The 24,950-nt window shown below is 39.1% G+C and carries 20 protein-coding genes and 1 riboswitch; of the genes, 10 read left to right on the forward strand and 10 right to left on the reverse strand.

Going from position 1 to position 24,950, the window contains the following annotated elements; genetic code table 11:
* Positions 1-176: 176 nt before the first annotated feature.
* The 7 genes from miaB (at position 177) to groL (ending at position 7,342) form a co-directional block, all read left to right on the forward strand.
* Positions 177-1,613, forward strand: coding sequence for a tRNA (N6-isopentenyl adenosine(37)-C2)-methylthiotransferase MiaB (gene miaB / locus A9970_RS19785; protein ID WP_182983440.1), 1,437 nt, complete (start codon positions 177-179; stop codon positions 1,611-1,613).
* A gap of 36 nt (positions 1,614-1,649) precedes the next feature.
* The gene (locus tag A9970_RS19790; RefSeq protein WP_153844884.1) at positions 1,650-2,924 is read left to right on the forward strand and encodes a sigma-54-dependent Fis family transcriptional regulator; all 1,275 of its coding nucleotides are present in this window, start codon (positions 1,650-1,652) and stop codon (positions 2,922-2,924) included.
* 9 nt (positions 2,925-2,933) lie between these two features.
* Positions 2,934-3,449: an LptE family protein gene (locus A9970_RS19795; RefSeq protein WP_046674805.1), complete on the forward strand. Its 516-nt coding sequence runs from the start codon at positions 2,934-2,936 to the stop codon at positions 3,447-3,449.
* A 13-nt stretch (positions 3,450-3,462) separates the two neighbouring features.
* Complete coding sequence (locus A9970_RS19800) at positions 3,463-4,533, forward strand: hypothetical protein (RefSeq protein ID WP_182983441.1); 1,071 nt, start codon at positions 3,463-3,465, stop codon at positions 4,531-4,533.
* Positions 4,534-4,545: 12 nt separating this feature from the next.
* Positions 4,546-4,959: a preprotein translocase subunit SecG gene (gene secG, locus A9970_RS19805; protein ID WP_153844886.1), complete on the forward strand. Its 414-nt coding sequence runs from the start codon at positions 4,546-4,548 to the stop codon at positions 4,957-4,959.
* Between the two features lie 302 nt (positions 4,960-5,261).
* Positions 5,262-5,537, forward strand: a complete 276-nt coding sequence (gene groES / locus A9970_RS19810; protein ID WP_028070710.1) for a co-chaperone GroES — start codon at positions 5,262-5,264, stop codon at positions 5,535-5,537.
* A 167-nt stretch (positions 5,538-5,704) separates the two neighbouring features.
* Entirely contained in the window at positions 5,705-7,342 is a 1,638-nt protein-coding gene (groL, locus tag A9970_RS19815; protein ID WP_153844887.1) for a chaperonin GroEL, read from the forward strand.
* 60 nt (positions 7,343-7,402) lie between these two features.
* On the opposite strand, the gene A9970_RS19820 is transcribed toward groL, so the two are convergent.
* The 5 genes from A9970_RS19820 to A9970_RS19840 all read right to left on the reverse strand — a co-directional run bounded on the left by A9970_RS19820 (position 7,403) and on the right by A9970_RS19840 (position 12,974).
* Entirely contained in the window at positions 7,403-7,777 is a 375-nt protein-coding gene (locus A9970_RS19820; protein ID WP_159731427.1) for a hypothetical protein, read from the reverse strand.
* A gap of 56 nt (positions 7,778-7,833) precedes the next feature.
* The gene (gene ggt / locus A9970_RS19825; RefSeq protein ID WP_182983442.1) at positions 7,834-9,534 is read right to left on the reverse strand and encodes a gamma-glutamyltransferase; all 1,701 of its coding nucleotides are present in this window, start codon (positions 9,532-9,534) and stop codon (positions 7,834-7,836) included.
* Positions 9,535-9,596: 62 nt separating this feature from the next.
* Positions 9,597-9,923 (reverse strand): nucleotide pyrophosphohydrolase, encoded by a 327-nt coding sequence (locus A9970_RS19830; protein ID WP_182983443.1) that lies wholly within the window; start codon positions 9,921-9,923, stop codon positions 9,597-9,599.
* Positions 9,924-9,939: 16 nt separating this feature from the next.
* Positions 9,940-10,398, reverse strand: a complete 459-nt coding sequence (gene dtd, locus A9970_RS19835; RefSeq protein WP_182983444.1) for a D-aminoacyl-tRNA deacylase — start codon at positions 10,396-10,398, stop codon at positions 9,940-9,942.
* Between the two features lie 140 nt (positions 10,399-10,538).
* On the reverse strand, positions 10,539-12,974 hold the full coding sequence (locus tag A9970_RS19840) for a TonB-dependent receptor domain-containing protein (protein WP_153844890.1): 2,436 nt from the start codon (positions 12,972-12,974) through the stop codon (positions 10,539-10,541).
* A 54-nt stretch (positions 12,975-13,028) separates the two neighbouring features.
* Positions 13,029-13,154, reverse strand: a riboswitch (TPP riboswitch).
* Between the two features lie 228 nt (positions 13,155-13,382).
* Between A9970_RS19840 and A9970_RS19845 the strand changes: the two genes are divergently transcribed.
* The 3 genes from A9970_RS19845 to A9970_RS19855 all read left to right on the forward strand — a co-directional run bounded on the left by A9970_RS19845 (position 13,383) and on the right by A9970_RS19855 (position 16,472).
* Positions 13,383-14,558, forward strand: coding sequence for an amidohydrolase family protein (locus A9970_RS19845; RefSeq protein WP_088160035.1), 1,176 nt, complete (start codon positions 13,383-13,385; stop codon positions 14,556-14,558).
* 118 nt (positions 14,559-14,676) lie between these two features.
* A complete protein-coding gene (locus tag A9970_RS19850; protein ID WP_046674815.1) occupies positions 14,677-14,958 on the forward strand; it encodes an acylphosphatase in 282 nt (93 codons plus the stop codon).
* A 44-nt stretch (positions 14,959-15,002) separates the two neighbouring features.
* On the forward strand, positions 15,003-16,472 hold the full coding sequence (locus A9970_RS19855) for a lipopolysaccharide biosynthesis protein (protein WP_182984291.1): 1,470 nt from the start codon (positions 15,003-15,005) through the stop codon (positions 16,470-16,472).
* Between the two features lie 67 nt (positions 16,473-16,539).
* Here A9970_RS19855 and dusB read toward each other — a convergent pair whose 3' ends face one another.
* The 5 genes from dusB to A9970_RS19880 all read right to left on the reverse strand — a co-directional run bounded on the left by dusB (position 16,540) and on the right by A9970_RS19880 (position 24,927).
* Positions 16,540-17,535: a tRNA dihydrouridine synthase DusB gene (gene dusB, locus A9970_RS19860; RefSeq protein WP_182983445.1), complete on the reverse strand. Its 996-nt coding sequence runs from the start codon at positions 17,533-17,535 to the stop codon at positions 16,540-16,542.
* A 67-nt stretch (positions 17,536-17,602) separates the two neighbouring features.
* The gene (locus A9970_RS19865) at positions 17,603-20,044 is read right to left on the reverse strand and encodes an outer membrane beta-barrel family protein (protein WP_182983446.1); all 2,442 of its coding nucleotides are present in this window, start codon (positions 20,042-20,044) and stop codon (positions 17,603-17,605) included.
* A gap of 10 nt (positions 20,045-20,054) precedes the next feature.
* The gene (locus A9970_RS19870) at positions 20,055-21,188 is read right to left on the reverse strand and encodes a PepSY domain-containing protein (RefSeq protein ID WP_182983447.1); all 1,134 of its coding nucleotides are present in this window, start codon (positions 21,186-21,188) and stop codon (positions 20,055-20,057) included.
* Positions 21,189-21,254: 66 nt separating this feature from the next.
* Positions 21,255-22,511 (reverse strand): DUF4374 domain-containing protein, encoded by a 1,257-nt coding sequence (locus A9970_RS19875; protein WP_182983448.1) that lies wholly within the window; start codon positions 22,509-22,511, stop codon positions 21,255-21,257.
* A gap of 25 nt (positions 22,512-22,536) precedes the next feature.
* Entirely contained in the window at positions 22,537-24,927 is a 2,391-nt protein-coding gene (locus tag A9970_RS19880; protein WP_182983449.1) for a TonB-dependent receptor, read from the reverse strand.
* Between the last annotated feature and the right edge of the window lie 23 nt (positions 24,928-24,950).

The raw sequence follows: 24,950 nt of genomic DNA on the forward strand, positions 1-24,950 counted from the left end.
TGACAAAGGATAAACCATATTTCTGTCTGACAAACTGTCATTATATGGATTTAAATTTCTAACTTTGTAGTCTTTGAAATAACTAAGGGCATAAAATCAGATCAGCAAAAGATCGGTCATTGCATTGGTTACGCCATCGAAAATAATAAAAATTATATTCTATTGAATATCGAGCTATGCTAGATTTAACACATACCACTAAGGAACACGACGAATCTCGTCAGGGTGAGGCATTATTATTAGAACAGGATCCGACGTTAAGTAATGGACGCAAACTGTATATTGAAAGTTACGGTTGCCAGATGAATTTTTCGGATAGTGAGATTGTTGCTTCTATTTTGTTGGATAAGGGATTTGAAACAACCAAGAATTATCAGGAAGCTGATGTGGTTTTTATTAATACCTGTTCAATCCGCGAAAATGCAGAACAGCGTGTGCGCAATCGTCTAAAGGAATTTGAAGCTGCTAAAGCAAAAAATCCTGGAATGATCGTTGGTGTGCTGGGTTGTATGGCGGAGCGTTTGAAATCGAAATTCTTAGAGGAAGAAAAGTTGGTTGATGTCGTTGTAGGGCCAGATGCTTATCGCGATCTGCCAAATTTGATCGATAAGGTTGACGATGGAGCTAAAGCTGTAAACGTCTTGTTATCTAGAGAGGAAACGTATGCCGATATTAATCCTGTTCGTTTGAATTCAAATGGTGTAACAGCTTTTATTTCGATTATGCGTGGCTGCGACAACATGTGTTCTTTCTGTGTTGTTCCTTTTACACGTGGACGTGAACGTAGCCGTGATCCGCAATCTATCGTGAAGGAGGCCCAAGATCTCTTTAATGCAGGCTATAAGGAGGTTACGTTGTTGGGACAAAATGTGGATTCCTACAAATATACTGCTCCAGTAGCTGAAGGGGAGGAACCGGGTGAAACTATAACATTTGCTAGCTTGCTTACGATGGTTGCTGAAATCAGCCCGCTTTTACGTATTCGCTTCTCTACTTCCCATCCAAAAGATATTACAGATGAAGTTTTATATGCAATAGCTTCGCATGAAAACATCTGTAATTATATTCACTTGCCAGTTCAATCTGGAAATTCCCGTGTATTGGAATTGATGAATCGTACCTATGACCGTGAATGGTATATGGAACGTGTGGATGCCATCCGTCGTATTATTCCTGAATGTGCTATTTCTACAGATGTTATTACAGGTTTCTGTACTGAAACAGAAGAGGAACATCAAGAAACATTATCTATGATGGATTATGTCAAATACGATTTCGCCTATATGTTTGCTTACTCGGAAAGGCCAGGTACTTTGGCTGCAAAAAGATACGCAGATGATATTCCAGAGGATGTAAAAAAACGTCGTTTAACAGAAGTTATCAATAAACAGCGCGATCATAGCTTATATCGTTATCAACATTTTGTTGGCAAAGTTTGTAAAGTGCTTGTTGAGGGATTTTCAAAAAGGTCTGAGTTCGATTTTTGTGGTCGTAATGATCAAAATGCATTGGTGGTATTTCCAATCGATCCTCGATTTAAACAAGGTGACTATGTGAATGTACTTATCGAGTCATGTACTTCTGCGACATTATTGGGAAAGATTGTTGATTAAGAAAACTTAGATTGTTTTATTTCCAACTGGAAATTTATGGATAACCAAGATATAAAGAATAGATTTGGAATTATCGGTAATTCGCCTTTGTTGAACCGTGCTATTGATATTGCACGACAGGTGGCTCCAACTGATATCTCCGTATTAATACAGGGTGAAAGTGGGAGTGGTAAAGAAGTTTTTTCGCATATTATCCATCAATTGAGCTCCCGTAAGCATGGCCCTTTTATTGCGGTCAATTGTGGAGCTATACCAGAGGGGACCATTGACTCCGAGTTGTTTGGTCACGAAAAAGGCTCTTTTACGGGTGCCCACGAAGCCAGAAAGGGATATTTTGAAGTCGTTGATGGTGGAACAATCTTTCTGGATGAAGTAGGTGAGTTGCCTTTGGGTACACAAGCAAGATTATTACGTGTATTGGAGTCAGGGGAGTATATACGGGTAGGGTCATCCAAGGTACAGAAGACAAATGTGCGTGTGGTTGCTGCGACAAATGTGAATGTGTTTGAAGCCGTACAAAAAGGTAAATTTCGTGAAGATCTTTATTATCGCTTAAATACTGTGCCGTTGCGTGTACCGTCTTTACGTGAAAGACCTGAAGATATCAACTTATTATTTCGCAAGTTTATTGTGGACTTTTCTGAGAAATACCGTACACCTGGGGTTCAATTGACGGAAGATGCACAGAATATGCTACGCAACTATAGCTGGCCCGGAAACGTGCGTCAACTGAAAAATGTTGCGGAACAAATCGCTGTTTTGGAGAAAGAGCGCATTGTTGATGCATATATACTTCAAAATTATCTGCCCAATGAATCCCGAACGAGTTTGCCGGCGGTAGTTCCTTCAAATAATGGTGGAAAAGAGGATTTCTCAGAAAGAGATTTGCTGTATAAGGTCTTATTTGATATGAAGAAGGATATGGTTGATCTGAAAAAACTGGTGGTTGAATTAATTCAGAAAGGTGTCGATTCTAGTACATTTGATCAAAATTCTCCCTACATTAATCAATTGTATCAGGAGATTGAACCACAATTGAAAGCAGATCCAGAAAATTATAATACGACCCCAACACTAACTATACATTCTCCGGCAAATACGACAAATGTATTAAAAAGTCCTGTTGCACAAGATGAATATCTGCAGGATGCTCAAGAAGTTGAGGAATCTTTATCGCTTGTTGATAAAGAGTCTGATCTGATCAAGAAAGCACTGAAAAAGCACCGTGGTAAACGTAAAGCTGCTGCGCAGGAGTTGGGAATTTCTGAAAGAACGTTGTACAGAAAAATTAAAGACTTAAATTTAGATTAAGGTTTACAGATGTTGTCAAGAAAAATTTTATATGCTTTTCTCACCACAATCTTTTTGTTTGTAATGAATAGTTGTGGGGTAAAATATGGATTTACTGGTGGATCCATTCCTGAGGGAATGAAAACAGTCAATATTCAATATTTCGAAAATATAGCTCCTTTGGTTTATCCGACCTTAAGTCAGAATTTTACGGAGGCACTGAAAGAGCGTATCCGTAACCAATCTCGATTGAGTCAGGTGAATCAAGATGGTGATGCTACCTTTGAGGGATTTATTACAGAGTATTCGATAAGTCCGGCAGCTGTTGAAGCCGGGACAGATCGTGCAGCTATGAATAGATTGACTATTACAATCAAGGTTACCTATCATAATAAAATTAATCCGAAGGATGATTTTGAACAGCCTTTTACGCGATTTAAAGAGTTTGCAGGAAATCTTCAGAGTGCACAAGAAGAGACCTTGGGTAAAGAAATTATTCAAATGTTAACTGAGGATATATACAATAAAGCGTTTGCTAATTGGTAATTCTATTTCCAAGATGAATCTTAATATATCATTATCCAATAACGAGCTTTTTTTTCAAGCAATCAATCATCCGGACACTGTGGCGGAAGATGTTGTTTTAGCATTGATTGAAAAATACCCTTATGCCCAAAGCCTGCGATTCGTTTATGAACGTAAAGTTTTTGGCAAGCATAGTTCAGTTCAGAATTTATCGTCTACTTTGCTCTATGCATCTTCTCCGAGTTGGTTGTATGAATATATGCATTGTAAATCAGCGGCAGAACCTGATGCAATAATGCCTTCAGATGATTTCCCGGTGGATGGAGCACTTCGCGACGATGATGCGATTGTCGAAATTGAAGCTGTGAGCGAAATGGTGGCTGAACCAGTTTTATCCAAGGTAGAGGTTGATGAATTGGATCGTTTGATTCAAGCCGGGGTTGCAAAAGATTATTTTCGGTCAAACGATCAGCAGCAAGAAATTATTGCCGATTCAGAGGAGCCTCCACTAGTAGCACCTATTCTAGCGGAATCTGTTGCCGATATAATGGATGATGGTCAAGAACGTGTTTCGGTCTATGATGATGATACCATGCCATACAGTTTCTTATGGTGGTTGCATAAGACGAGATTAGAATATGCTGATACCTATCAGCCTTATGTTAAATCTCCATTAGGCCCAATGACACCCTCCAATGACGATATTGCTAAAATTCATGAGAAACTGGATACTCAGCTACTCGATCAACAGATCCGGGAGAATATCTTTCATTTACAATCGCCTGAAGCAAAGTTGAGTGATGAGGTTAAAACGACAATCTCTTTTCAAATACCGCGTAAAACTGACGAGGTGATCGAGAAGTTTATTCGTGAGGAACCTATGATTCAGCCTTTGCAAGCGGAAAAATTAGACTTGGAGAATAAAGCTAGGAAAAGTTCAGAAGATCAACATTCTCTTGTTACCGAAACACTTGCAAAGATCTATATAGAGCAAGGCTTATATCCAAAAGCAATAGAGGTTTACAAAAAATTAGTTTTGAAATATCCAGAAAAAAATGCTTACTTTGCGGCACGCATAACAGAATTAGAAAAGAAATTAAATTAATAACATAAAGAGATGCAAGGATTATTAATCGGTCTAATCATATTAGCTAGTATTATTTTAGCGTTTTTGGTTTTAATCCAAAATCCAAAAGGAGGAGGTTTGTCATCTGGTTTTTCCGGTGGAACGAATCTTATGGGAGTAAAACGTACGGGTGACTTTTTGGAAAAAGGTACCTGGATCATGGTTATTGCCATTATGGTATTTAGCTTAGGTGTAAATGTTATTGGTACGTCTCCAAGTACATCTAAAGGTGGATTGGGAGGTCAAATCGAAGCACCTAAACAACAAGGTCCATTGAACTTGGGTACAGGACAACAACCTGCTGGTGCTCCGGCGGGACAAGAGCAAGCTGCTCCGGTTCAATCGCAAGAAAAGGCCCCAGCGACTACACCGACAACAAAACCGGCAGAAGAAGCTAAGAAATAGTTGTCAGTAAAAAATTATGAGCCCCGTTTGTTTTTACAGACGGGGCTTTTTTATGTTGGGTATTTTGTCTAAGGTAGGCATGTACCGTTAAATTTATAGGGATGGCGGTCGGCGGAAGTAAGACTGGCAGACCGGGAATGACAGTGTGACAGCAAAATGAATTTTTGTCGATGGCGATATTAACTTTTCTGTGAAAAATTGTCTTATAAGCTGTCTTATTTACAATTGGCATAAAAGATGATGTGTTTATAACGATTATAACATTAAAATAAATTCAATAACAGATAAAAAGTAAATTAATTATGGCATTAAGTATCAAACCTATCGGAGATAGAGTAGTAGTAGAAGCTGCTCCTGCAGAAGAAAAAACAGCTTCAGGGTTATATATTCCCGATACAGCGAAAGAAAAACCATCTCAAGGTACAGTAGTTGCTGTAGGTACAGGTAAAGTTGACGAGCCGTTAACTGTTAAAGTTGGTGATAAAGTATTGTATGGAAAATACGCAGGTACTGAAATCACTTATGAAGGAAAAGAGTACTTAATTATGCGTGAGTCTGATATTTACGCTGTTATCTAATTAATACGAACAGGTTATTTAAAAAAGAGCTTGCTGGCTCAAATAAGAATTCAATAGGTTATTTTAGTGAAGCTTTAAAATTAGAGGTATTAAAAGATAAAATTGGTTTACGGTTCTATTTCAATGCCTAATTATGCTTCTTAGAAATACTAAATACTCATATAAAAATGGCAAAACAAGTAAAATATAACGTTGAGGCTCGCGAGGCCCTTAAAAAAGGTGTAGATACTTTAGCTAATGCAGTTAAAGTAACATTGGGTCCTAAAGGACGTAACGTAATTATTGAGAAGAAATTTGGTGCTCCAGTAATTACTAAAGATGGTGTTTCGGTAGCGAAAGAAATCGAATTGAAAGACGCTTTAGAAAATATGGGTGCACAAATGGTAAAAGAAGTAGCTTCCAAAACAGCTGATCAAGCTGGTGATGGTACTACGACTGCTACTGTATTAGCACAGGCAATTGTTGCTCCAGGTATCAAATCTGTGGCTGCAGGGGCTAATCCAATGGATTTAAAACGTGGTATTGATAAAGCTGTTGTAACTGTTGTTGCAAACTTGAAATCTCAGTCTCAAGAAGTTGGTCAAGACAATAACAAAATCAAACAAGTTGCTACTATTTCAGCGAACAACGACGAAGTAATTGGTGCTTTGATTGCTCAAGCTATGGAAAAAGTAGGTAACGATGGTGTTATCACTGTTGAGGAAGCAAAAGGTACTGAAACAGAAGTAAAAACTGTAGAAGGTATGCAATTTGACCGTGGTTATTTGTCTCCATATTTTGTTACAAACTCTGACAAAATGGAAGCAGAATTAGATAACCCATACATCTTGATCTACGACAAGAAAATCAGCAACATGAAAGAATTGTTGCCTATTTTGGAGAAACAAGTTCAAACTGGCAAGCCATTATTGATCATTGCTGAGGACTTAGATGGTGAGGCATTGGCAACATTAGTTGTTAATAAAATCCGTGGTTCGTTGAAAGTTGCAGCTGTTAAAGCTCCAGGTTTCGGTGACCGTCGTAAAGCTATGTTGGAAGATATCGCTATCTTGACAGGTGGTACTGTGATTTCAGAAGAAAGAGGTTTCAAATTGGAAAATGCTGAATTATCTTATTTAGGTCAAGCTGAGAAAGTTCAAGTTGACAAAGATAATACAACAATCATCAACGGTGCAGGTAATGTAGAAGACATCAAAGCGCGTGTTTCTCAAATCCGTTCACAGATTGAAACAACAACTTCTGATTACGATCGTGAGAAATTACAAGAGCGTCTGGCTAAATTGTCAGGTGGTGTTGCTGTATTGTATGTAGGTGCGACTACTGAAGTTGAAATGAAAGAGAAAAAAGACCGTGTTGATGATGCTTTGCATGCAACTCGTGCTGCTGTTGAAGAGGGTATTATCGCTGGTGGTGGTGTTGCTTTCATTCGCGCTACAGAGGCTTTGTTAAACCTTAAAGGTGAAAACGAAGATGAGCAAATCGGTATTGATATCATCAAACGTGCTATTGAAGAGCCTTTGCGTCAAATTTGTAATAATGCAGGTATCGAAGGCGCTGTGATCGTTCAAAAAGTGAAAGAAGGAACTGCAGATTTCGGTTACAACGCGCGTACAGACCGTTACGAAAACTTAATCGCTGCTGGTGTAATTGATCCAACTAAAGTATCTCGTGTAGCATTGGAAAATGCAGCTTCAGTTGCTTCAATGTTATTGACTACGGAGTGTGTATTAGCTGACGAAGCTGAAGAAAACCCTGTAGGTGCTGGTGCTCCTCCAATGGGTGGCGGTATGGGTGGAATGATGTAAGATTCATCCTTATAAAAAAAACCTGTTATCTTAGATAACAGGTTTTTTTATGCCTTGTACTTAATGACGCCTTCTATATTTCTCGTAATAATGATCGTATTCTCGAGGTGAATAATTACGTTTAGTACCCCATTCCTGCAGCTCGTCATTAAAAAAATGTAACCAATATTGACGCAATCCTGAGGCTGAATCTACTGGATTTTCAAGTTGAGGAGTATTATATTCGTATATTTCTAAGATGCCTTCCTGATACTTCTTAGCAGCCACAATAGCATCTGGTTTTCCAAGTTTTTGAATAACTTGTGCTTTGGTCATACCAACTTGTATCTTTGTAAGATCAGGCCCTTGAAGTATTTTGCAGTTTGAAAATAAAATTAACGTAAATATGGTCGCTAATGTTGCTCTGAAAATCCTGTTGTAGTTCCTTTGAATCATAATATGTTATTTCTTGTAAGATAGGGATTGCATCAAATAGTTTAATCATTTTTAATCTAATAGCCTTTCGCTGTATCGTCTCCACGTGGATCGGCTCCTGTCTGTAATTTACCATTTGGTAAGACAAGTATATTCTCCACACGGCCGATTGCCCCTCTCGGATTTATCGTATAGCCATCTTTTGTTAATTGGCCACGTAAATTGGCATTGATAGCGTTATTTTCGACATCAATGCGATCAGGAAGCCATTGATGATGAAATCTTGGCAGGCTCACAGCCGATTGTGCATTTTGTCGGAAGTCAATAACGTTGAGGATAGTCTGAAAAACAGAGGTAATGATGGTTGATCCCCCCGGGGTTCCCACAACCATGAATAGTTTGCCATCTTTTTCTACAATAGTTGGTGTCATTGAGCTGAGCATTCTTTTGCCGGGCTGAATCTCGTTCGCTTTTTCTCCTGTAAGCCCATACATGTTTGGGACACCGGTTTTCACAGAGAAATCATCCATTTCATTGTTTAGGAGAAAACCTGCGCTGGCCACAAATACTCCCGAGCCATAAGAATCATTGAGTGTTGTTGTAATGGATACTGCATTCCCTTGCTCGTCTACGATATTGAAATGTGTCGTTTGTTCACTTTCATAGCCAGGAATGACATCTGCATTGACATCTTTGCTTAATGTCGCTTTACGGAAATTGAATGAATTGAGTTTATGTGCATTTGAGCTGGAGTCAATAAGCTGTTGGACGGGTACCCTAATAAAATCAGGATCTCCTAAATATTTGGCCCGATTGGCATATACATAACGTTCAGCTTCGACCATGACACGAATGGTTGAATCGGTTTGAAAGCCCCAGCGTTGAAGTGGAAACTGTTCGACTGATTTGAGCAGGGCCAAAAGAGATGTTCCCCCACTCGAAGGCGGCGGCATGGAAATAACTTTGTGGCCCCTATAATTTGTGGAAATTGGGATACGCCAAAGTGCCTGATAATCCAGTAGATCTTGATGGTTAATAATGCCTTTCCCCTTGCCCATTTCGGCAACAATTAAGTCGGCCGTTTTACCTTTATAGAAGCCGTCTCGCCCTTCTATTGCGATTCTTTCCAGCGTTTTCGCTAGCTCCTCCTGGATAAATAGGTCACCTGTTTTCCAAGCTGTGGTTTTGATAATTGCAGCACCAGAGGGATTCAGCTTGACAAAACGATCTTTATGGCTTTCAAACTCATTGGCTTGTCGTTGACTGATTTTAAAACCTGTTCTGGCTAGCTGTATTGCTGGGAGTACGAGATCTTTCCATTGCAACTTGCCATACTTTCTGTGTGCTTCCCACATACCGGCAACAGACCCAGGGATGCCTGAGGCCAATTGACTATAAAGGCTCAACTCAGGGATAACATTACCTTGGGCATCGAGATACATATCCCGGGATGCTTTTTGAGGAGCTTTCTCACGAAAATCTAGGGCATCTAAATTACCCCGATGATCGCGGTAGAGCATAAAGCCACCACCACCAATATTTCCTGCATTTGGATAAACAACTGCAAGAGCAAATTGCACGGCAACTGCAGCATCTATTGCATTCCCACCTTGTTTTAAAATCTTTACGCCGACTTCTGAAGCCAAAGGATGCGCTGTGACTACGGCAGCCTTATTAAAAGTACTGGCCTGCTCGACCTTAGAATTTAGCTGTTGTTTTGTCGCACAAGAGGCAAGACATATGCTCGCTATGAGCGAATAGGTTATGAATTTATACATCGTATTCGATTTAAAACTTTAAATATTATCTCAAAGAGTTGTACAAACAATACGATCTCCAATTATTTAAGTTTTTCGTTGTTTTTATGGCGGTCGGCATCCCGAATTGATTTCTTTTGAAGATTTTGTTCCAGAGCTTCTGTTAGATCAATTCCCGTTTGATTGGCAAGACACATCAAAACGAATAATACATCGGCCATTTCATCTGCTAAATTGACTTCTTTGTCTGATTTTTTGAAAGATTGCTCTCCGTATTTCCGAGCCATTATTCGGGCAACCTCACCGACTTCTTCCATGAGTATGGCGGTGTTTGTCAGTTCGTTGAAATAACGTACTCCGGTACTATTGATCCATTTGTCAATAATCTCTTGTGCTTCTTTAATTGTCATCTTTTTCAATAAAAAATTAAAAGTTGTCCTTATCTTTTGTATCCATGACGATGGTAACTGGACCATCATTCAGTAGGTCGATTTTCATATCTGCTCCGAATACGCCAAGTTGAACCTCTTTTTGGAGCAATTGACTTAACAATAAAGCCATCTCTTCATACATTGGTTTGGCTTTATCCGGTTTTGCTGCTCTGATAAAAGAAGGTCTGTTTCCTTTTTTTGTTTGAGCAAAGAGGGTGAATTGTGAGATGAGTAAGATATTTCCGTCTATATCCTGTATCGATTTATTCATCAAGCACTGTTCATCCTCGAAGATGCGTAAGTTGATGAATTTCTGTCCTAACCATTTAAGATCTTCTGTTGTGTCTGCTTCTTCAACTCCTAATAAAATCATTAAACCCTTCTGGATCTGGCCTGTAATCTGATTATCTACCGTACAAGAGGCGTTTTTCACTCGTTGTATAACTGCGCGCATAATGAAAAGTATAAAACCAAAGGTAAAAATTCCGATTGTTAAACACGATGTAATGTGCAATTTATCCACGATATTAAATAAAAAACGTCTCTTGCTTCCTCAGGAAAAAAGAGACGTTTTTTTATTTAAATAAATTGTTTCTAAAATTTGAAATTCAAGCCCAATAGGAAATTTGTTGGTGCTTGTGGGAAATAGAAATTATAATATTTTCGTGTATCACCTTCCATCCAACCAAAGGTGTAGCCATTGGCTTCGTACTTTTCGTTGAAGATGTTGTTGACCTGTAAAGTTGCACTGATGTTTTTGATACCTAATGCTGTAAAGCTATAGTTTGCTAACAGATTGTTGACAAAATAAGAGGAAATGCTTCTCTCTTTCGCAGATGAATTATCTAGATATTGTCTTCCTACAAATTTGGATAGAAGAGAGAATGTAAGTGATGTTATCGGACTATAAGAAAAATTACTTGACAAAATCGTTCCCGGAGATAAAGCAATGTCTGTTTTCGAATAAAATATCCTTGTATCACCGATTACCTCTTCAAAGTCTTTAATTTTATTTTGGCTGAAACTAGCTGTTGCTTTCCAGTTGAACTGCTTGTTGATGTTCCATGATCCATCGAATTCAAGCCCCATTCTATAGCTATCTTTGACATTTTGTCGAATTGGAGAGCCAGTATCACTGATTTCACCTGTTGGGATCAACTGATCCTTGTAAAACATGCCATACCCATTCAATCCGATGTTGAATTTTTCATTTGTAAAGCGATAGCCAAATTCGATGTCCTGCATTTTCTCCGGGGTCGGATCGGGTAAGGCGCTATTTTTCTCTATAAAATCCTTGCGAACAGGTTCTTTTTGTGCAAAGGCATAAGAAGCGTATACATTTGAATGGTCATTTAGCAAATAAGTTGCACCAGCTTTAGGGTTTAAGAAATTAAACTTAGGATGATAATTATAATTTTTCACCTTATCATCATCACCATACATGTGGTAATCTACATTCCGATATTGAATATCGGCCATTAATATCCACTTATCTAGTTTATAATCGACCTTTAAGAAATTACTGAAATCATTTTTTTGTGATTTCCCGAAGTAATATTTATCGTCAAGAAAACCTGTTGATGCATATTGTGCCCAAATCACCTGGCCATAATGTTTTCCTTTGTATTGATTATAAGCTCCACCCCAAGTAATTTCAAGCTGATCATTCGGTCTGTAATTTAGTGCATAGGTCATGCCATAAAAATAATTATCAAGCCATCTCCTGCGGACGAGATCTGTTTTTTGTATGGTATCTTTACCAATGATGACGTTAGGCAAACCGTATTTACTTAGTTTATCTCCGGGTCTCATTTCTTCATAGTAACCATAACCTCTTGTATAGTGTAGGGCTGTATTGAGCGTCAATTTGTCGTTCAGGATATTGGTATAATGAAGTTGATGATGTTTCTGCGTATAATTATCTGTTTGATTTTGATACGTATATAGATTATAATTCCGGCCGGCGTTCATGAAACGATCTTTCTCTGCGCCCGAGATTTCGAGTGCATTATCTGCATAGTCATCCATGCGTGATCGATCGCCAGTAATCAATGGTTCGGGAACGCCATTCCAGGCTTGATATGTCTTTTCTTTTCCCCAGAATACAATTCCTTTTAAAATATGTTTCTTGCCATAATAACCTCCGTCCACATAAAAAGACTGTAAGTCTGAACTACCTCTTTCGATATAACCATCGCTACTGATTCGAGATAATCTGGCATTGAAGGCAAATTTGTCGTTAATTAGCCCGGTACCTACCTTGACTGTATTTTTCCAGGTATTGTAGGAGCCAAATGAATTGTTGAGCTCTGCGTAAGGGGTTTCGACTAACGTATTGGACTGAATATTTAATGAGGCTCCAAATGATCCGGCACCATTCGTCGAAGTCCCAATACCACGCTGAACTTGGATGCTCTCGGTAGAAGAGGCAAAGTCGGGAAGGTTTACAAAAAATGAACCCATGCTCTCCGCATCATTTAAAGGGATTCCATTTAATGTTACGTTGATTCGTTGATTATCCGATCCCCTGATTGTCATTCCGGTATAACCTATGCCTGCACCGGCATCGGAATTGACCTGCACGGATGGAGTCTGATTTAAAAGGAATGGAATATCCTGGCCGAGGTTATTACGCGTTATTTCTTCTTTGGAGATGTTTTTAAAGGTTGTAGGAGCATTTCTTTTGGCACGGGTAGATTGAACAAGCACCTCTTCCATTTGAATTGTACTAGGTTCTAACGCTACCGTAAGCTCCAAATTGTCTTTAACATCCACATTTTGGCTCCATGTTTTATATCCAAGAGAAGATACCTGGATCTGGTGCTTACCTGTATTGATACGATATAGTTTAATCAGTCCATTTTTGTCCGATTGGCCAGCGAAGGATGCTTGTCCATCTATGGATATGGAAACATACTGTAAGGGGGTCTGATTGGTATTGTCTACAGCTTTAATTGTCAGATTTTGTTGCGCAATGGCAATTTGGCTTGAAATAGTAGCTAAGGAGCTACAAATCAAAAATTTGATCATGGTAATGTATTTTGTTTGAGTTAAACAAATCATAGCAAGGGGTTACTATGACCGCACTATTTAACTAACCTCTCCCTACGCCAGCATTATCTGGATCAGGTGTACAGAATTTAATCTGTTGGGTATAATCTCAGCCTTTATTTGTGTTCCTGACAAAACAAGGCACCCCTATTCGATGCTGCGAATATATAAATTTAAAATTGAAATGAAGTATAAAGAAGTAATTTATGACAAATGGAAAAGAGTGGATTTGCGGTATTATTTCTTTTTGGTTAAAAATTTGTGCAAATTGTTGTTTTTGGTATTTATTGTTCTTTTTAGGTACCTTGGCATGAATTTTTCTACTAGAGGTATGTATTCATACAGGTCAAAAAATTTTAGTTACTAAATTGATAGTGAGGAGATAAAATGTTAAAATATTTAAGCGCTAATTATATTCTGCCGATTACTTCAATGCCAATAAAAGACGGTATTGTTTCGGTAGATGAGGAGGGGGTAATTCAAGGTATCTATGACCCAACTTCATTTACACCTTCAGATAAAACGAAGGTTGAGAGATATGAAGGAGTGATAATTCCAGGTTTTATCAATGCACATTGCCACATTGAATTGTCGCATATGAAAGGTATTGTTCCTAAAGGTACGGGGCTTCCGAGCTTTCTCAGTAAGGTGATGACAACGCGGTCGGCATCGATGAAAAAAATAGATGACGCTATGGCCAAAGCCGATCGAGATATGTACGAAAATGGTATTGTCGCAGTCGGAGATCACGCCAACACTGATAATTCTTCAAAATTGAAGGAAGATTCACAGATATTATATCACACATTTGTGGAGGTGCTCGGAATTGAACCTGAAGAAGCTGACTTTAAGTTAAAGGAGGCTAAATCGTTGACCCAAGAGTTTAGGAATGGGCATGTATCCATTACTCCGCACGCTCCCTATTCTTGTTCGAAGGTCCTTTTTAAGAAATTCAAGAAGATGGTTCCGGAAACAAATATTATCAGTATTCACAATCAAGAAAGTGAAGAGGAGAATAAACTGTTCCGTTATAAAATGGGTGAGTTCTTGGACTTTTATAAAAGTATAGGAAAAAATGCTGATGCGATTAAGGCGCAGGCAAGAAATTCGATTCAGTCTTATCTTCCTTATTTGCCTTATCCAAATAAATTATTGTTGGTTCATAACACCTATACCTCTCTTAAAGATTTGGATTTTGTAGAGCGTATGGATCGTGATGTGATGTGGTGTCTCTGTCCAAAAGCCAACCTTTATATTGAGGGAACATTACCAAAGGTTCAGAATTTTATGAATGCCGGACAGCGTTTAGTAATCGGAACGGACAGTTTAGCTTCAAACGATACATTGTCCATTTTGGAGGAGCTAAAGGTATTGCATGCGCACTTTGAGGATCTCGATTTCTTGCAGACTATTCAATGGGCTACAATCAATGGTGCTATCGCGTTGAACATTGAGAATGAATTTGGCTCACTTGAAGTGGGTAAAAAACCTGGGATTGTGTTGTTGCAAGGTATGGAACACATGCGCCTAAATGAAGATGTTAAGGTAAAACGTTTAGCGTAGTATTTAATTCCCCAAAACTTCTGTACTTTTGCTCTTATTGAACCGTCCATGACTATAATAACGAAACTATAGTCATGGTAAGTTCCATCTGACCGATGGAAGAAAAAATAAGTTACAGATGAAACATTTGAATATTTCAATAAGAGGTAAAGTACAAGGGGTCTTTTTTAGATTGACAACCAAGGCGGTTGCAGATCAAGTCGGTGTTAGAGGCTTTGTTGTCAATTTAAAAGATGGTTCTGTCTATATAGAGGGCGAGGGCGACGATTTTGCACTAGATTCACTGTTGGAGTTCTGCCAAGAAGGACCCGAGGGTGCAATCGTTGAAAGTGTTGAGGTAAAGGAAGGCGAAATGAAGGGCTTTTCCAATTTTGAAGTAGTTAAAAGAGTTCAATCTTAAGCCGTTTCGCCTTGTCAGTACTTAAAAAATTCGCCGGACAGACCATGATCTATGGCCTGAGTACGATTATAGCCCGTATGCTGTATTTCGTCATGACGCCATTGTATGTCCTCAAATATCCACCTGCGTCCTACGGAATATTTACTAATATGTACGCCTGGGCATCCATGATCAATGCCGTTTTGGCATTTGGAATGGAAACAACTTTTTTTAGGTTTCTCCAAAAAGTCGAAGAAAAGGATAAAAAGCAGGTTTTCAATAACAGTTTTATCGTCATTGCCTCTTTGGCAGCATTATTTTTTATTACGGCCATAGTCTTTGCTGGCACTATTGGTAGCTGGTTGAATAAGGGAACTTACAATGCCGATTACGAGAGCTATGTGAAGTATTTCGCCCTCATATTGGCATTGGATGCTTTAGCTATTGTTCCTTTTGCGAAATTGAGATCGGAGGGAAGGCCTATTCGATTTGGTGCTATTAAATTGGCCAACATCGGTATTATGGTTATTCTTAACCTATTCTTTATTGCGCTAGTTCCCTATCTGATAAAAGATGGTGGTGTTTTGGGTACTTGGTGTTCCGGTTGGTATAGAAATGAATGGATAGGTTATGTATTTATTTCTAATATTGTGGCAAGTGCAGCAACCTTTCTATTGCTCCTTCCTGAAATGAGGGGTTTCTATTTTAAACCGGAAAAGCAGCTAATCTTAAAGATGCTATCGTATAGCTTTCCGATTTTAATAGCTAATATTTCTTATATCATCAACGAAAATTTAGATAAAATTGTGTTGCCAATCTACCTGCCTAAGGATATTGGGGATCGCGATTTGGGGATCTATGGAGCCGTTGGAAAATTAGCAATGTTTCTGAGCATTTTTGTTCAGGCTTTTCGATTGGGGGCCGAACCATTTTTCTTTTCTTATGCAAAAAATGCCAATGCAAAGAAGACCTATGCGTTGATTATGGAATATTTCGTAATTGCCATGATGTTAGTTATGCTGGGGATTACAGCGAATATTGACTGGCTGAAGTATTTTATTAAAGGAAATGTGGAAACTCGTGACTTATATTGGTCTGGACTTTTTATCGTTCCGCTATTACTATTCAATTATGTCCTGCTGGGTATTTATATGAATCTTTCGGTATGGTATAAGCTTTCCGATCAAACGCGGTACGCATTGTATATTTCATTGGTAGGGGCAGGAATAACCATCGTTGCAAATTATTACCTGATCCCGAGGTACAGTTATGTTGGAGCATCAATAGTCACATTTCTAGCCTACTTTTCTATGGTGGTGCTATCTTATGTATGGGGGCAAAAACATTATCCTATACCCTATAAATTGGGCAAGATCCTGATGTATATATTTGTAGGGATATGTTTCTCCTATCTATCCTACTTTGTATTTAATCATAATGCCTTCGTTGGTAATGGGCTTTTAGTTGCTTACATTGGAGGTGTATTTCTGATGGAACGAAATCAGCTCAAGCGATTCATAAAGAAAGAAGCTTAAACGAAAAAAGGTCGTGCTAATGTTAATTTAGCACGACCTTTTTCTTTATAAATCGTAGACTTCAGGATTATACCATTTCTGCTGAGAAATTGTGTTCAATTTCATGAAGTACTTCAAGAATCTCAGCTTGGTTTTGTAAGCTGACCAACTTCATTCGGTGTTCCTTAAAGTTAGGGATTCCTTTGAAGTAATTCGCATAATGCCTGCGCATTTCAAAGATCCCTAATTTATCACCTTTCCACTCAATGGATTTGTTTAAGTGTGTTTTACATACCTCGACACGTTCGGCAATAGTTGGTCCTTCTAAACGCTCACCAGTATTGAAAAAATGTTTTATTTCTCTAAAAATCCAGGGGTATCCGATTGCTGCACGGCCAATCATAATGCCATCCACTTCAAACTCCTGCCGCCATGCCGCAGCTTTTTCGACAGAGTCTACATCGCCATTGCCAAAAATTGGAATCTTGATGCGCGGATTGCGTTTGATATCACGAATCATAGACCAGTCCGCCTGACCTTTATACAGCTGGGCACGCGTACGTCCATGAATAGCAAGTGCTTTGATCCCCACATCTTGTAACCTTTCGGCAACTTCGTATACATTTTTTGTGTTGTCATCCCAGCCAAGACGTGTTTTCACCGTTACGGGTAAATCCGTAGCCTCAACGACAGCTTTTGTCATTGCAACCATTTTATCGATGTCCTGTAGCAGGGATGAACCAGCTCCTTTGCAGACCACTTTCTTAACAGGGCAACCGTAATTGATGTCGATTAGATTTGGATTTGCTTTTGTGCAGATTTCAGCTGATTGACGCATACTTTCAATATCTCCACCGAATATCTGGATACCGATGGGCCGTTCATATTCAAAAATATCTAGTTTTTGAACAGATTTAGCCGCATCACGAATCAGTCCTTCAGAGGAAATGAATTCAGTATACATTAAATCAACACCATTTTGTTTGCAAACATACCGAAATGGGGGATCGCTGACATCCTCCATCGGAGCAAGTAACAAAGGGAATTCTCCCAATTCAATATTTTCACCAATCTTGACCGACATCTTCAATTTTTTTTTTACAAAGGTACAAAATTTGGAATTAGTATAAAGTTAGCTAACTGTCATGAGTTTAGAGCCTACTTTTTATGTCTTCAGAACCCGTAGCGCGTTGTGCTGTCGCGTTTTGAGAACCACCAAAACGGTAGCTGAAAGATAAGATGGCGGTTCTACTGTCGGGGTTAGATCTACCGATTAGCCTGATGGTCGGGGAGATCGTTTCATATCGTCTATTGTTGGTTCTGAAAATGTCATTAACGACTAATTTCAGCGTGGCTTTTTTATTGAGGAAGTTTTTTTGGATGCCAGAATATACCTGTCCGTAGCTCTTGATATGACTGATCCCTACCGTCAAGCCAGATACATAGTTGCCCCCCAATTCGATAGACCAATCCTTAGGCAATTTGAACGAATTTTGGCTATTTAGACTTAATGTATTGCCCTTGCGGACAATTAGCCCATCTTCTTGTGGCAATTCATATTCATTCCAATAATAGTTCGCAAAATGGGTTGCCGACCACCAGCTGGTAAATTGGGTCGGAGCAATAAAGGAGATTCCATAATTTTTAAAAGAACCTATATTTTCGGGCCTTTCAAAAGTAATATAGGGATTAAGTGGATCTCTGCCCAATATTTCGTTGACAACATTTGACCGCTGTGCATAATTCAGCGTTAAGACGTATTTGCTTGCGTAAGTATAACCTAGTTCAAAGGAGTGTTCGTATGCTGGGTTTAAGTTCGAATTTCCCTCAGCATAGGAAAAAGGATCCGTATATACCCTGAATGGATTTAAATCCCAAAACGAAGGTCGTTGTACACGATAACTGTAGCTGGTCTGTACTTTATGATTGTCATTGGCTGTATAAGTGAAAAACGCTGCTGGGAATAGTTTGAAATAGGATCTTTCAAATTGTTCGTTCAATGTAATTTGATGACTACGTGTACGGGTATGTTCACCACGAACGCCTATTTGCGTTGAAAACTTGTGCCAGCTTTTTGATAGATTTAGATAACCCGCATGAATAGTCTCTTTGTAGATAAAGTGATTACTTGTACCCAGATCCGGAACATATTGATCATTTTGTAATGTATCATAATGTAGATCGTTTTCAGTGCGTACGTAACTGCTCTTCCAGCCGGCTTCCAGTTTATATTCTCTTGGAAGAGGGAGTGTATAATCTAGCTTGGCGACATATACCTTATTGTCTGAGGGGATATCACCTATTCTGGAGGAACTTGCAGGCGGTGTTGAAGCTCCGACATTGTTGTATGCCGTATTCAGCTGCTGATCCATTTTTGAATAGTGGTCAACAAGGTCAAGATCTATTTTTAATTCATGGCCTTTATCATTGAGCTTTAAATTATAATTGACATTGTACAGCATATCTCGCCAACGCTCCTTGCCCTCCGTGATGGTCGTGGATGACCATACTAAATTATCGGTATTAAAGTTTCGGAAATTATTCGTGGTAGGCTCGTACTTTGGAAATTTCCCGAATCCTCCATTAATTAAGAAACCTATCGTCTGTTTGGGATTTATACTGTAGTCCATGCCGACTCTAAAATTATTAGATCGGAGTTTGGGCTGTATGGTGTTCTCCTGCTGTGAATACGATTCAGGGACTGATCCCTGATCAGTGTAAAAATAGCGTGTAAGTGAGTTATAATATTTCAGATTTTGGAAATACTGATTATAAATCCCGAATACGTTGATTTTTTCTGTACGATAATTAAGGTTTAGACTCCCGCCAAGATGTGCTCCTCTACCGGCACCGGCATTAGCCGATACGGAACCATTAAACCCTTGTTTGAGTCCTTTCTTTAACACAATGTTGATGATACCTGCAGATCCAGCAGCATCCTGTTTTGCATTTGGATTGGACATGACCTCGATTTTATTGATGTCCATTGAGGAGGTGCTCCGTAGGAGATTGGCCAATTGATCGGCGGACAGGTATGTAATTTTCCCATTGATCATGACCGTCGCTCCGGATTTACCTTTAATACTTAGTGAACCACTTTCATCGACAGCGACACCTGGAATCTTGCTGAGTAATTCCAGTCCGTTGTTGCCGTCTGCGAGCATTGAGTTTTCAATATTGAAGACCAGCTTGTCCTGTTGCTGTTCGATAAATTGTTTTTTTCTTTCGACGACGACCTCAGCTAAATAGGCATTGTTTTGCAATAATAGGATCTTGCCAAGATCATACTCCTCAAAATGTTCGTCCAACCTGAAATGGGGACTGAAAGTATCCTGATGGGTAAGGCTTTTGACTTTAATAAAATAGCTGCCCGCTTTGGTATTGGTAAACCTGAAATTTCCGGTACTATCTGAGTGTGCCGTACTAGCCAGTGTACCATCATTGACGTGATAAAGCGAAATACTTACATAAGGAATGGCCTGTTTATCTTCGCCCACAGTCTGTCCCTTGATATGATTTGCTTTTTGAGCTTGGCTTGTAAATAGGGTACAGATCCAAAGGAGACTTAAGAGATAACGGAGGATATAAGGCATGATTATATAATTAAGTTGTTGCTAATTGTGGACGTCTTGTTTTTTTGGTTGACTTTTTTTTCTTTCCCCACCAGATGTAGAACCCTGTTATAGGCAAAGTCGCACAGATAAGCGATGCGATGAAGTAAATTATTTTGGTGGTCATTCCACCGATAAAACCGGTATGCAGGGCGTAATTGGAACGCATGAGCCATTCCGTGGTATTGGCTTCATCAATTGGTCCCTGTTTGCGGCCTGTTAATTCCAGTGTATTTCGGTCAAAATTAAGGTCTCTCCAGCTTCCGTTGGCCATGTCCGTGCAGGCATATACCGCTTTATCTTCTTTTTCGGGATAGTGGACAATAACAGCTTCTTTGTTGAATTTTGCATATTCATGACGCACTTTATACCAGATCTGATCAGCAACTACCAACGCATCATTTAGCGGCTGATCCGGAAGCTCGGGTTTATTATTCTTTTCCGTTTTTGGTTTGTTGGGATAGCCTCCCGTCATCCAAACGACAGAACTTCGAATCCAGGGAAAACTCATGATGAGCCCTGTAAAGCACATGACGAATGCGATTGTTAGCGCATAAAAACCCAGTACGTTGTGGAGGTCATAATTGACACGTTTAAATTTTGCTTTCCATTTGATGGTAAAACTCTGTTCTCTCGATCTACGGTTCCATTTCTTTGGCCACCATAATACCAGGCCTGTGATCAGTAGTATGAAAAAGATAAAGGTGCTCCAGCCAACGACCTGCCTGCCTATTTTTGCGGGCATCCAAAGATGACGATGCCCCTCATCCATGAAATGGAAAAAATCCTCATGGTTGACAATCGCGAGGACTTCGGCTGTATAAGGATTTACATAGACAAGACTGTCGGAGTGATCTAGACTTACTTTAACTGATTTGTCCAAACCATAATACCAGGAACTCGCAATTTCATAATCAGGAAGCGTCGCTTTAACAGATTTATAGATCGCGGATGGGGGAAGCTGTTCTTCTGATTTTTGAGCTGTGACCTGAATATAGTTTGTGGTTAATTCTTTGATATCATGTTCAAAGACAAGTACGCAGCCTGTAATTCCTAAGATGATAACAGGAATACCCGCAGCGATTCCTAACCAAAGGTGTAGCCAGGCATTAATTTTACTGAGCATAATGGGAAACGATTTTTATAATCCGATCTGCACTTGTTGGTCGGCAGATCGGATCATTGTAGGTGATTAGTAATTGATTTTGCTCATTGATGATACATGGGAGATCCCTGTAAATTTCAACCCTCTTTTTGCGGTAGCGTTGTTGATATCAATGATGTAAGTGTAATATTGCTTGTCGTCTTTATTTTGACAGGTGTAGTAAGCTTTTGAGCTACCTTTGTCAACAAATACAACATCTTTATATCCCTGTTGTTCATGTGCAGGAATCTCTTTGATTTCTGTCATTTTTTTGGTTTGGATATCTACGATATATAGTTTGACAAGTCCACCACCTACACCTTCAGCTTGTTCGCCTTTATTATAGACCGTCATTAAAAATTTCTCGTCTTTAAGATAACTGCCTCTTGCGATCTTACCGTTTCCAAGGGATTCGATATCGAAATAATAGTCTTTATCAAATTCATCTGTTCCTTTCTTGATTCGTAGGAATCCAGATTTATTTTTAGATGCCAGTGACGCTTCATTTGCGGAGAACCAAACATACGCATCGCCTTTGTCATCCACGGCTAGACCTTGCTGAGCCCACCAATTCCCGATATGGGAACCTCTTCCGTCACGGATTGTTTTTTCAAATTTAAGTTCCGGATAAGAGAAGATACCGATATAGGTCGTATCTGTTGTCGTAAAATCTCCGCCCCAGTTACTTGAACCATCTCCGGATTGGAAAGGAATATAGACCTTGTTACCTACTTGGAATACGCCTGTCCAGATTGCCATGCGTTTACCGCCCAATACTTTGGAAAGATCGACCGTGTTTTTGTTGGCGATGGAGAAATTTTGTGCATCATAGTTTCTTAGCGTCGCGACCGGGTTTACAATGCTTCTGTTGGTCGTTCCCAAAATAATATTTTTATCACCGAAATTACCATAGATACCTGCGGTTTCGGCGTTTACCTGATCATCTTTAAGTCTTTGCAGATCGCCTTTGGCATCAATAGCATAAGGAGTTATCGGACCTTGGCCACCGTATGTCAGACCAAAAACATGGTTGTTTTGATTGATAAAAGAAGCCTCAGTTGCCGGCAGACCGTTACCCACTATGCTTAAATTACCTTGTGTAACATCATCCGTGGTAACAATATAAGTGCCTGATGAACCTGATTCCGAACTCCCTTGACCAGTTACGATAAAGACGAATTTTTCCTTCTTTTTCGAGTTTCCTGAATCTTCTCCTCCTTCAACGGGCTTGTCCTTTGAACAAGCGGTAATTGTTAACACGCCACAGGCTACTGTAAGCAATCTTAAGTAATTTGACTTTTTCATTTTGAGTTATTTAATAAATTGTGTGTTATTTTTTACGGATAAAGTATCTGAATTTGACATTGAAAGACCGACTTGGTTTCTGCATCTCAAAGTTGTCGTATCGTGTTGCGTCAGTTAGGTTATTACATTCCAGCGCAACATTGTATTTTCCCGAAGCCATTGCATAGACAATGTTGACATCGTGAGATAGCTGTTCGGGAATAATGAAACGCTGTGCTGGTGTACCCAAACTTGGAAAATCCAAAAAGAACGCATGGATATATTGAAGGTTGTAACCGATCGTCAATGTATTATGTTTACCTCCGAAGTGGTGTAAATAATAGGCAGCATCTGCATTCCCGTATAAATATGGAATATTGGGCATGCGATCCCTGTAAACACTGCTTTCTACGAGTTGACCGGGTTCATACTTCGTATTATTGATTATATTTTGGTAGGTTAGATTACCACCGATTGAAAATTGATTTTTATAGAAATATTTTAGATTAAGATCTACTCCATTATTGAGTACACTCCTTAAATTGAGGTATTTACTCTCTCTTTTGTTGTTTGAGCTTAATGGGCTGATGTAGAGTCTTATAAAATCAGTTGCATTTCTATAGGTATAGTTAGCATCTATGATGATATGATTATGCTCATTCCATTTTTTTGTGTAGGAGAGGCCGATATTGATGTTATGGCTATTCTCTGGTTTAAGTGTTGGATTTGCGCTCAGGTCTTGAGCATCGCCAAATAATTCGTTGTTTTCAGGTAATCTGGAAGCTTTCTCATAGGAAGCTTTCAATTGTAGGGTTGGATTGACAAAGTAGGAAGCCGCAAAGCCATAGCCTAATTTATTGACCGTCGTTTCTACATTTTTGTAGATTTCATTTTTCTTGACTTCTTCAAAGTACTTACCTTTTTGATTGTAATTTTTTACAAATACATTTAAATCCCATTGATCGGCTATGTTGGTACGATAACCTAATGCAGTAATATTTTTTGTAGTTTTTCGTGGCAACTTATTGATTTCGAGATCGGGGTAATATTTATCTTTTCCTTTGCGGTCAAAAGTTGTCAATAGGTGATTGACCATAAAATGGTGTTTTTCATTGATCGCATAAGAGAGGTTGGCAATGAAGTTGCCATTGTTATTGTTGAAACGATAGTCGCGTAGTTCGTTTTCACCTCCGGGAGCATTAGGGTTCTTTTTGTCTTTGGGTTCACTTTCTCCAGACCAGGTAAATCTTCTATTCACTGTATCCAGGCTGCGTTCTTTACCAAGATTGTATCGACCAAATATGTTGACATCTAGTCCCTTTACAAATAGATCTTTTTTGATGTATTTTACACTGGGTTGGATGATATTTCCCAAAGCTTCCCGGCCTCCATAAACATCGTCCATGTGGTTTCCGGTCTGGATTTCTTTTTTATTTTCACCCAGTGTTATTCCAAAAAGTAGCTGATCTGCATATTTCTTGTTGGAGACTCCGATATTATAAACCATTGTTTCATTTCGGTAGGCGTCGTGGAAACGCCTTCTTCTTCCTTTGGTATATTTTCCGGTTTCAAAATCAGCCGTCCGCACATTCACCCAGTAATTGTTGTCCGAATAGTTTTGGAAGGCCGATAAGGTCATCGTTAATCCGTTATTCGAGATGTATCCCGCGTTTACCGCAGTTTTATGTGTATTGAAGGAACCATAAGAATAAGAAGCATCAAGGTACTTACCAGGGTCATTTTTGGTGACAATATTCACAGCACCACCTAAAGCATCGCCACCCAGCCATACCGGAACAACACCTTTATACACTTCCACACGCTCGGCAAAATTGATCGGGATATTATTCAATTGAAAGGATGAACCAAAATTGTCCATCGGAATACCATCCAAAAATAACTTGACCTGATTGCCGGAGAATCCATTAATACTAAAAGACATATTTGATCCGACACCACCGGACTCTCTCAAGCGTACGCCCGAGACTCTATTAAGTGCCTGGCCGATATCTAAAGTCGTATTATACAGTTTTTTTGCATCTATTGCAGAGACGTTGTAGGGTTGTCGTGTTACCTCACTTGTCGTGGATCGACCTATAACTTCAACTTCCGCCATGATTTTTTGATCTGGGGTCATTTGTATTCCGGATAGATCAATAACATTTTTACTGCAGGTTACTGACCGATTTATAGTCTGATATCCGACAGCGGAAATTGTAACCTGATGATTACCGAAAGGAATTCCGTTTATTTTGAAAAAACCATTTTTGTCTGCTTTGGCTCCTTTATTTGTACCTGATAGGACAATTGTTGCCCCATGAATAGGCTCGTTTGATGTATTGGTAACACTACCTTTGACTTCGGCTAGTTGTTGGGAATGTGAAGGAAATGATATGATTAGAAAAAAGAATAACCATACTACTTTAAATTTTGACATTACTTTATTTAGATTAATTACAC

It is taken from the genome of Sphingobacterium sp. UME9 (genome assembly GCF_014170215.1).
Taxonomy (GTDB): Bacteria; Bacteroidota; Bacteroidia; order Sphingobacteriales; family Sphingobacteriaceae; genus Sphingobacterium; species Sphingobacterium paramultivorum.

Bases quoted from the DNA above. Each gene is read 5' to 3' on its own strand.
- A9970_RS19790 (WP_153844884.1), top strand. From the start codon at position 1,650: ATGGATAACCAAGATATAAAGAATAGATTTGGAATTATCGGTAATTCG.
- A9970_RS19880 (WP_182983449.1), bottom strand. From the start codon at position 24,927: ATGTCAAAATTTAAAGTAGTATGGTTATTCTTTTTTCTAATCATATCA.
- dusB (WP_182983445.1), bottom strand. From the start codon at position 17,535: ATGTCGGTCAAGATTGGTGAAAATATTGAATTGGGAGAATTCCCTTTG.
- A9970_RS19875 (WP_182983448.1), bottom strand. From the start codon at position 22,511: ATGAAAAAGTCAAATTACTTAAGATTGCTTACAGTAGCCTGTGGCGTG.
- A9970_RS19870 (WP_182983447.1), bottom strand. From the start codon at position 21,188: ATGCTCAGTAAAATTAATGCCTGGCTACACCTTTGGTTAGGAATCGCT.
- A9970_RS19840 (WP_153844890.1), bottom strand. From the start codon at position 12,974: ATGATCAAATTTTTGATTTGTAGCTCCTTAGCTACTATTTCAAGCCAA.
- A9970_RS19800 (WP_182983441.1), top strand. From the start codon at position 3,463: ATGAATCTTAATATATCATTATCCAATAACGAGCTTTTTTTTCAAGCA.
- A9970_RS19865 (WP_182983446.1), bottom strand. From the start codon at position 20,044: ATGCCTTATATCCTCCGTTATCTCTTAAGTCTCCTTTGGATCTGTACC.
- groL (WP_153844887.1), top strand. From the start codon at position 5,705: ATGGCAAAACAAGTAAAATATAACGTTGAGGCTCGCGAGGCCCTTAAA.
- secG (WP_153844886.1), top strand. From the start codon at position 4,546: ATGCAAGGATTATTAATCGGTCTAATCATATTAGCTAGTATTATTTTA.
- groES (WP_028070710.1), top strand. From the start codon at position 5,262: ATGGCATTAAGTATCAAACCTATCGGAGATAGAGTAGTAGTAGAAGCT.
- ggt (WP_182983442.1), bottom strand. From the start codon at position 9,534: ATGTATAAATTCATAACCTATTCGCTCATAGCGAGCATATGTCTTGCC.
- A9970_RS19855 (WP_182984291.1), top strand. From the start codon at position 15,003: ATGATCTATGGCCTGAGTACGATTATAGCCCGTATGCTGTATTTCGTC.
- A9970_RS19820 (WP_159731427.1), bottom strand. From the start codon at position 7,777: ATGATTCAAAGGAACTACAACAGGATTTTCAGAGCAACATTAGCGACC.
- A9970_RS19795 (WP_046674805.1), top strand. From the start codon at position 2,934: ATGTTGTCAAGAAAAATTTTATATGCTTTTCTCACCACAATCTTTTTG.
- A9970_RS19850 (WP_046674815.1), top strand. From the start codon at position 14,677: ATGAAACATTTGAATATTTCAATAAGAGGTAAAGTACAAGGGGTCTTT.
- A9970_RS19830 (WP_182983443.1), bottom strand. From the start codon at position 9,923: ATGACAATTAAAGAAGCACAAGAGATTATTGACAAATGGATCAATAGT.
- A9970_RS19845 (WP_088160035.1), top strand. From the start codon at position 13,383: ATGTTAAAATATTTAAGCGCTAATTATATTCTGCCGATTACTTCAATG.
- miaB (WP_182983440.1), top strand. From the start codon at position 177: ATGCTAGATTTAACACATACCACTAAGGAACACGACGAATCTCGTCAG.
- dtd (WP_182983444.1), bottom strand. From the start codon at position 10,398: ATGCGCGCAGTTATACAACGAGTGAAAAACGCCTCTTGTACGGTAGAT.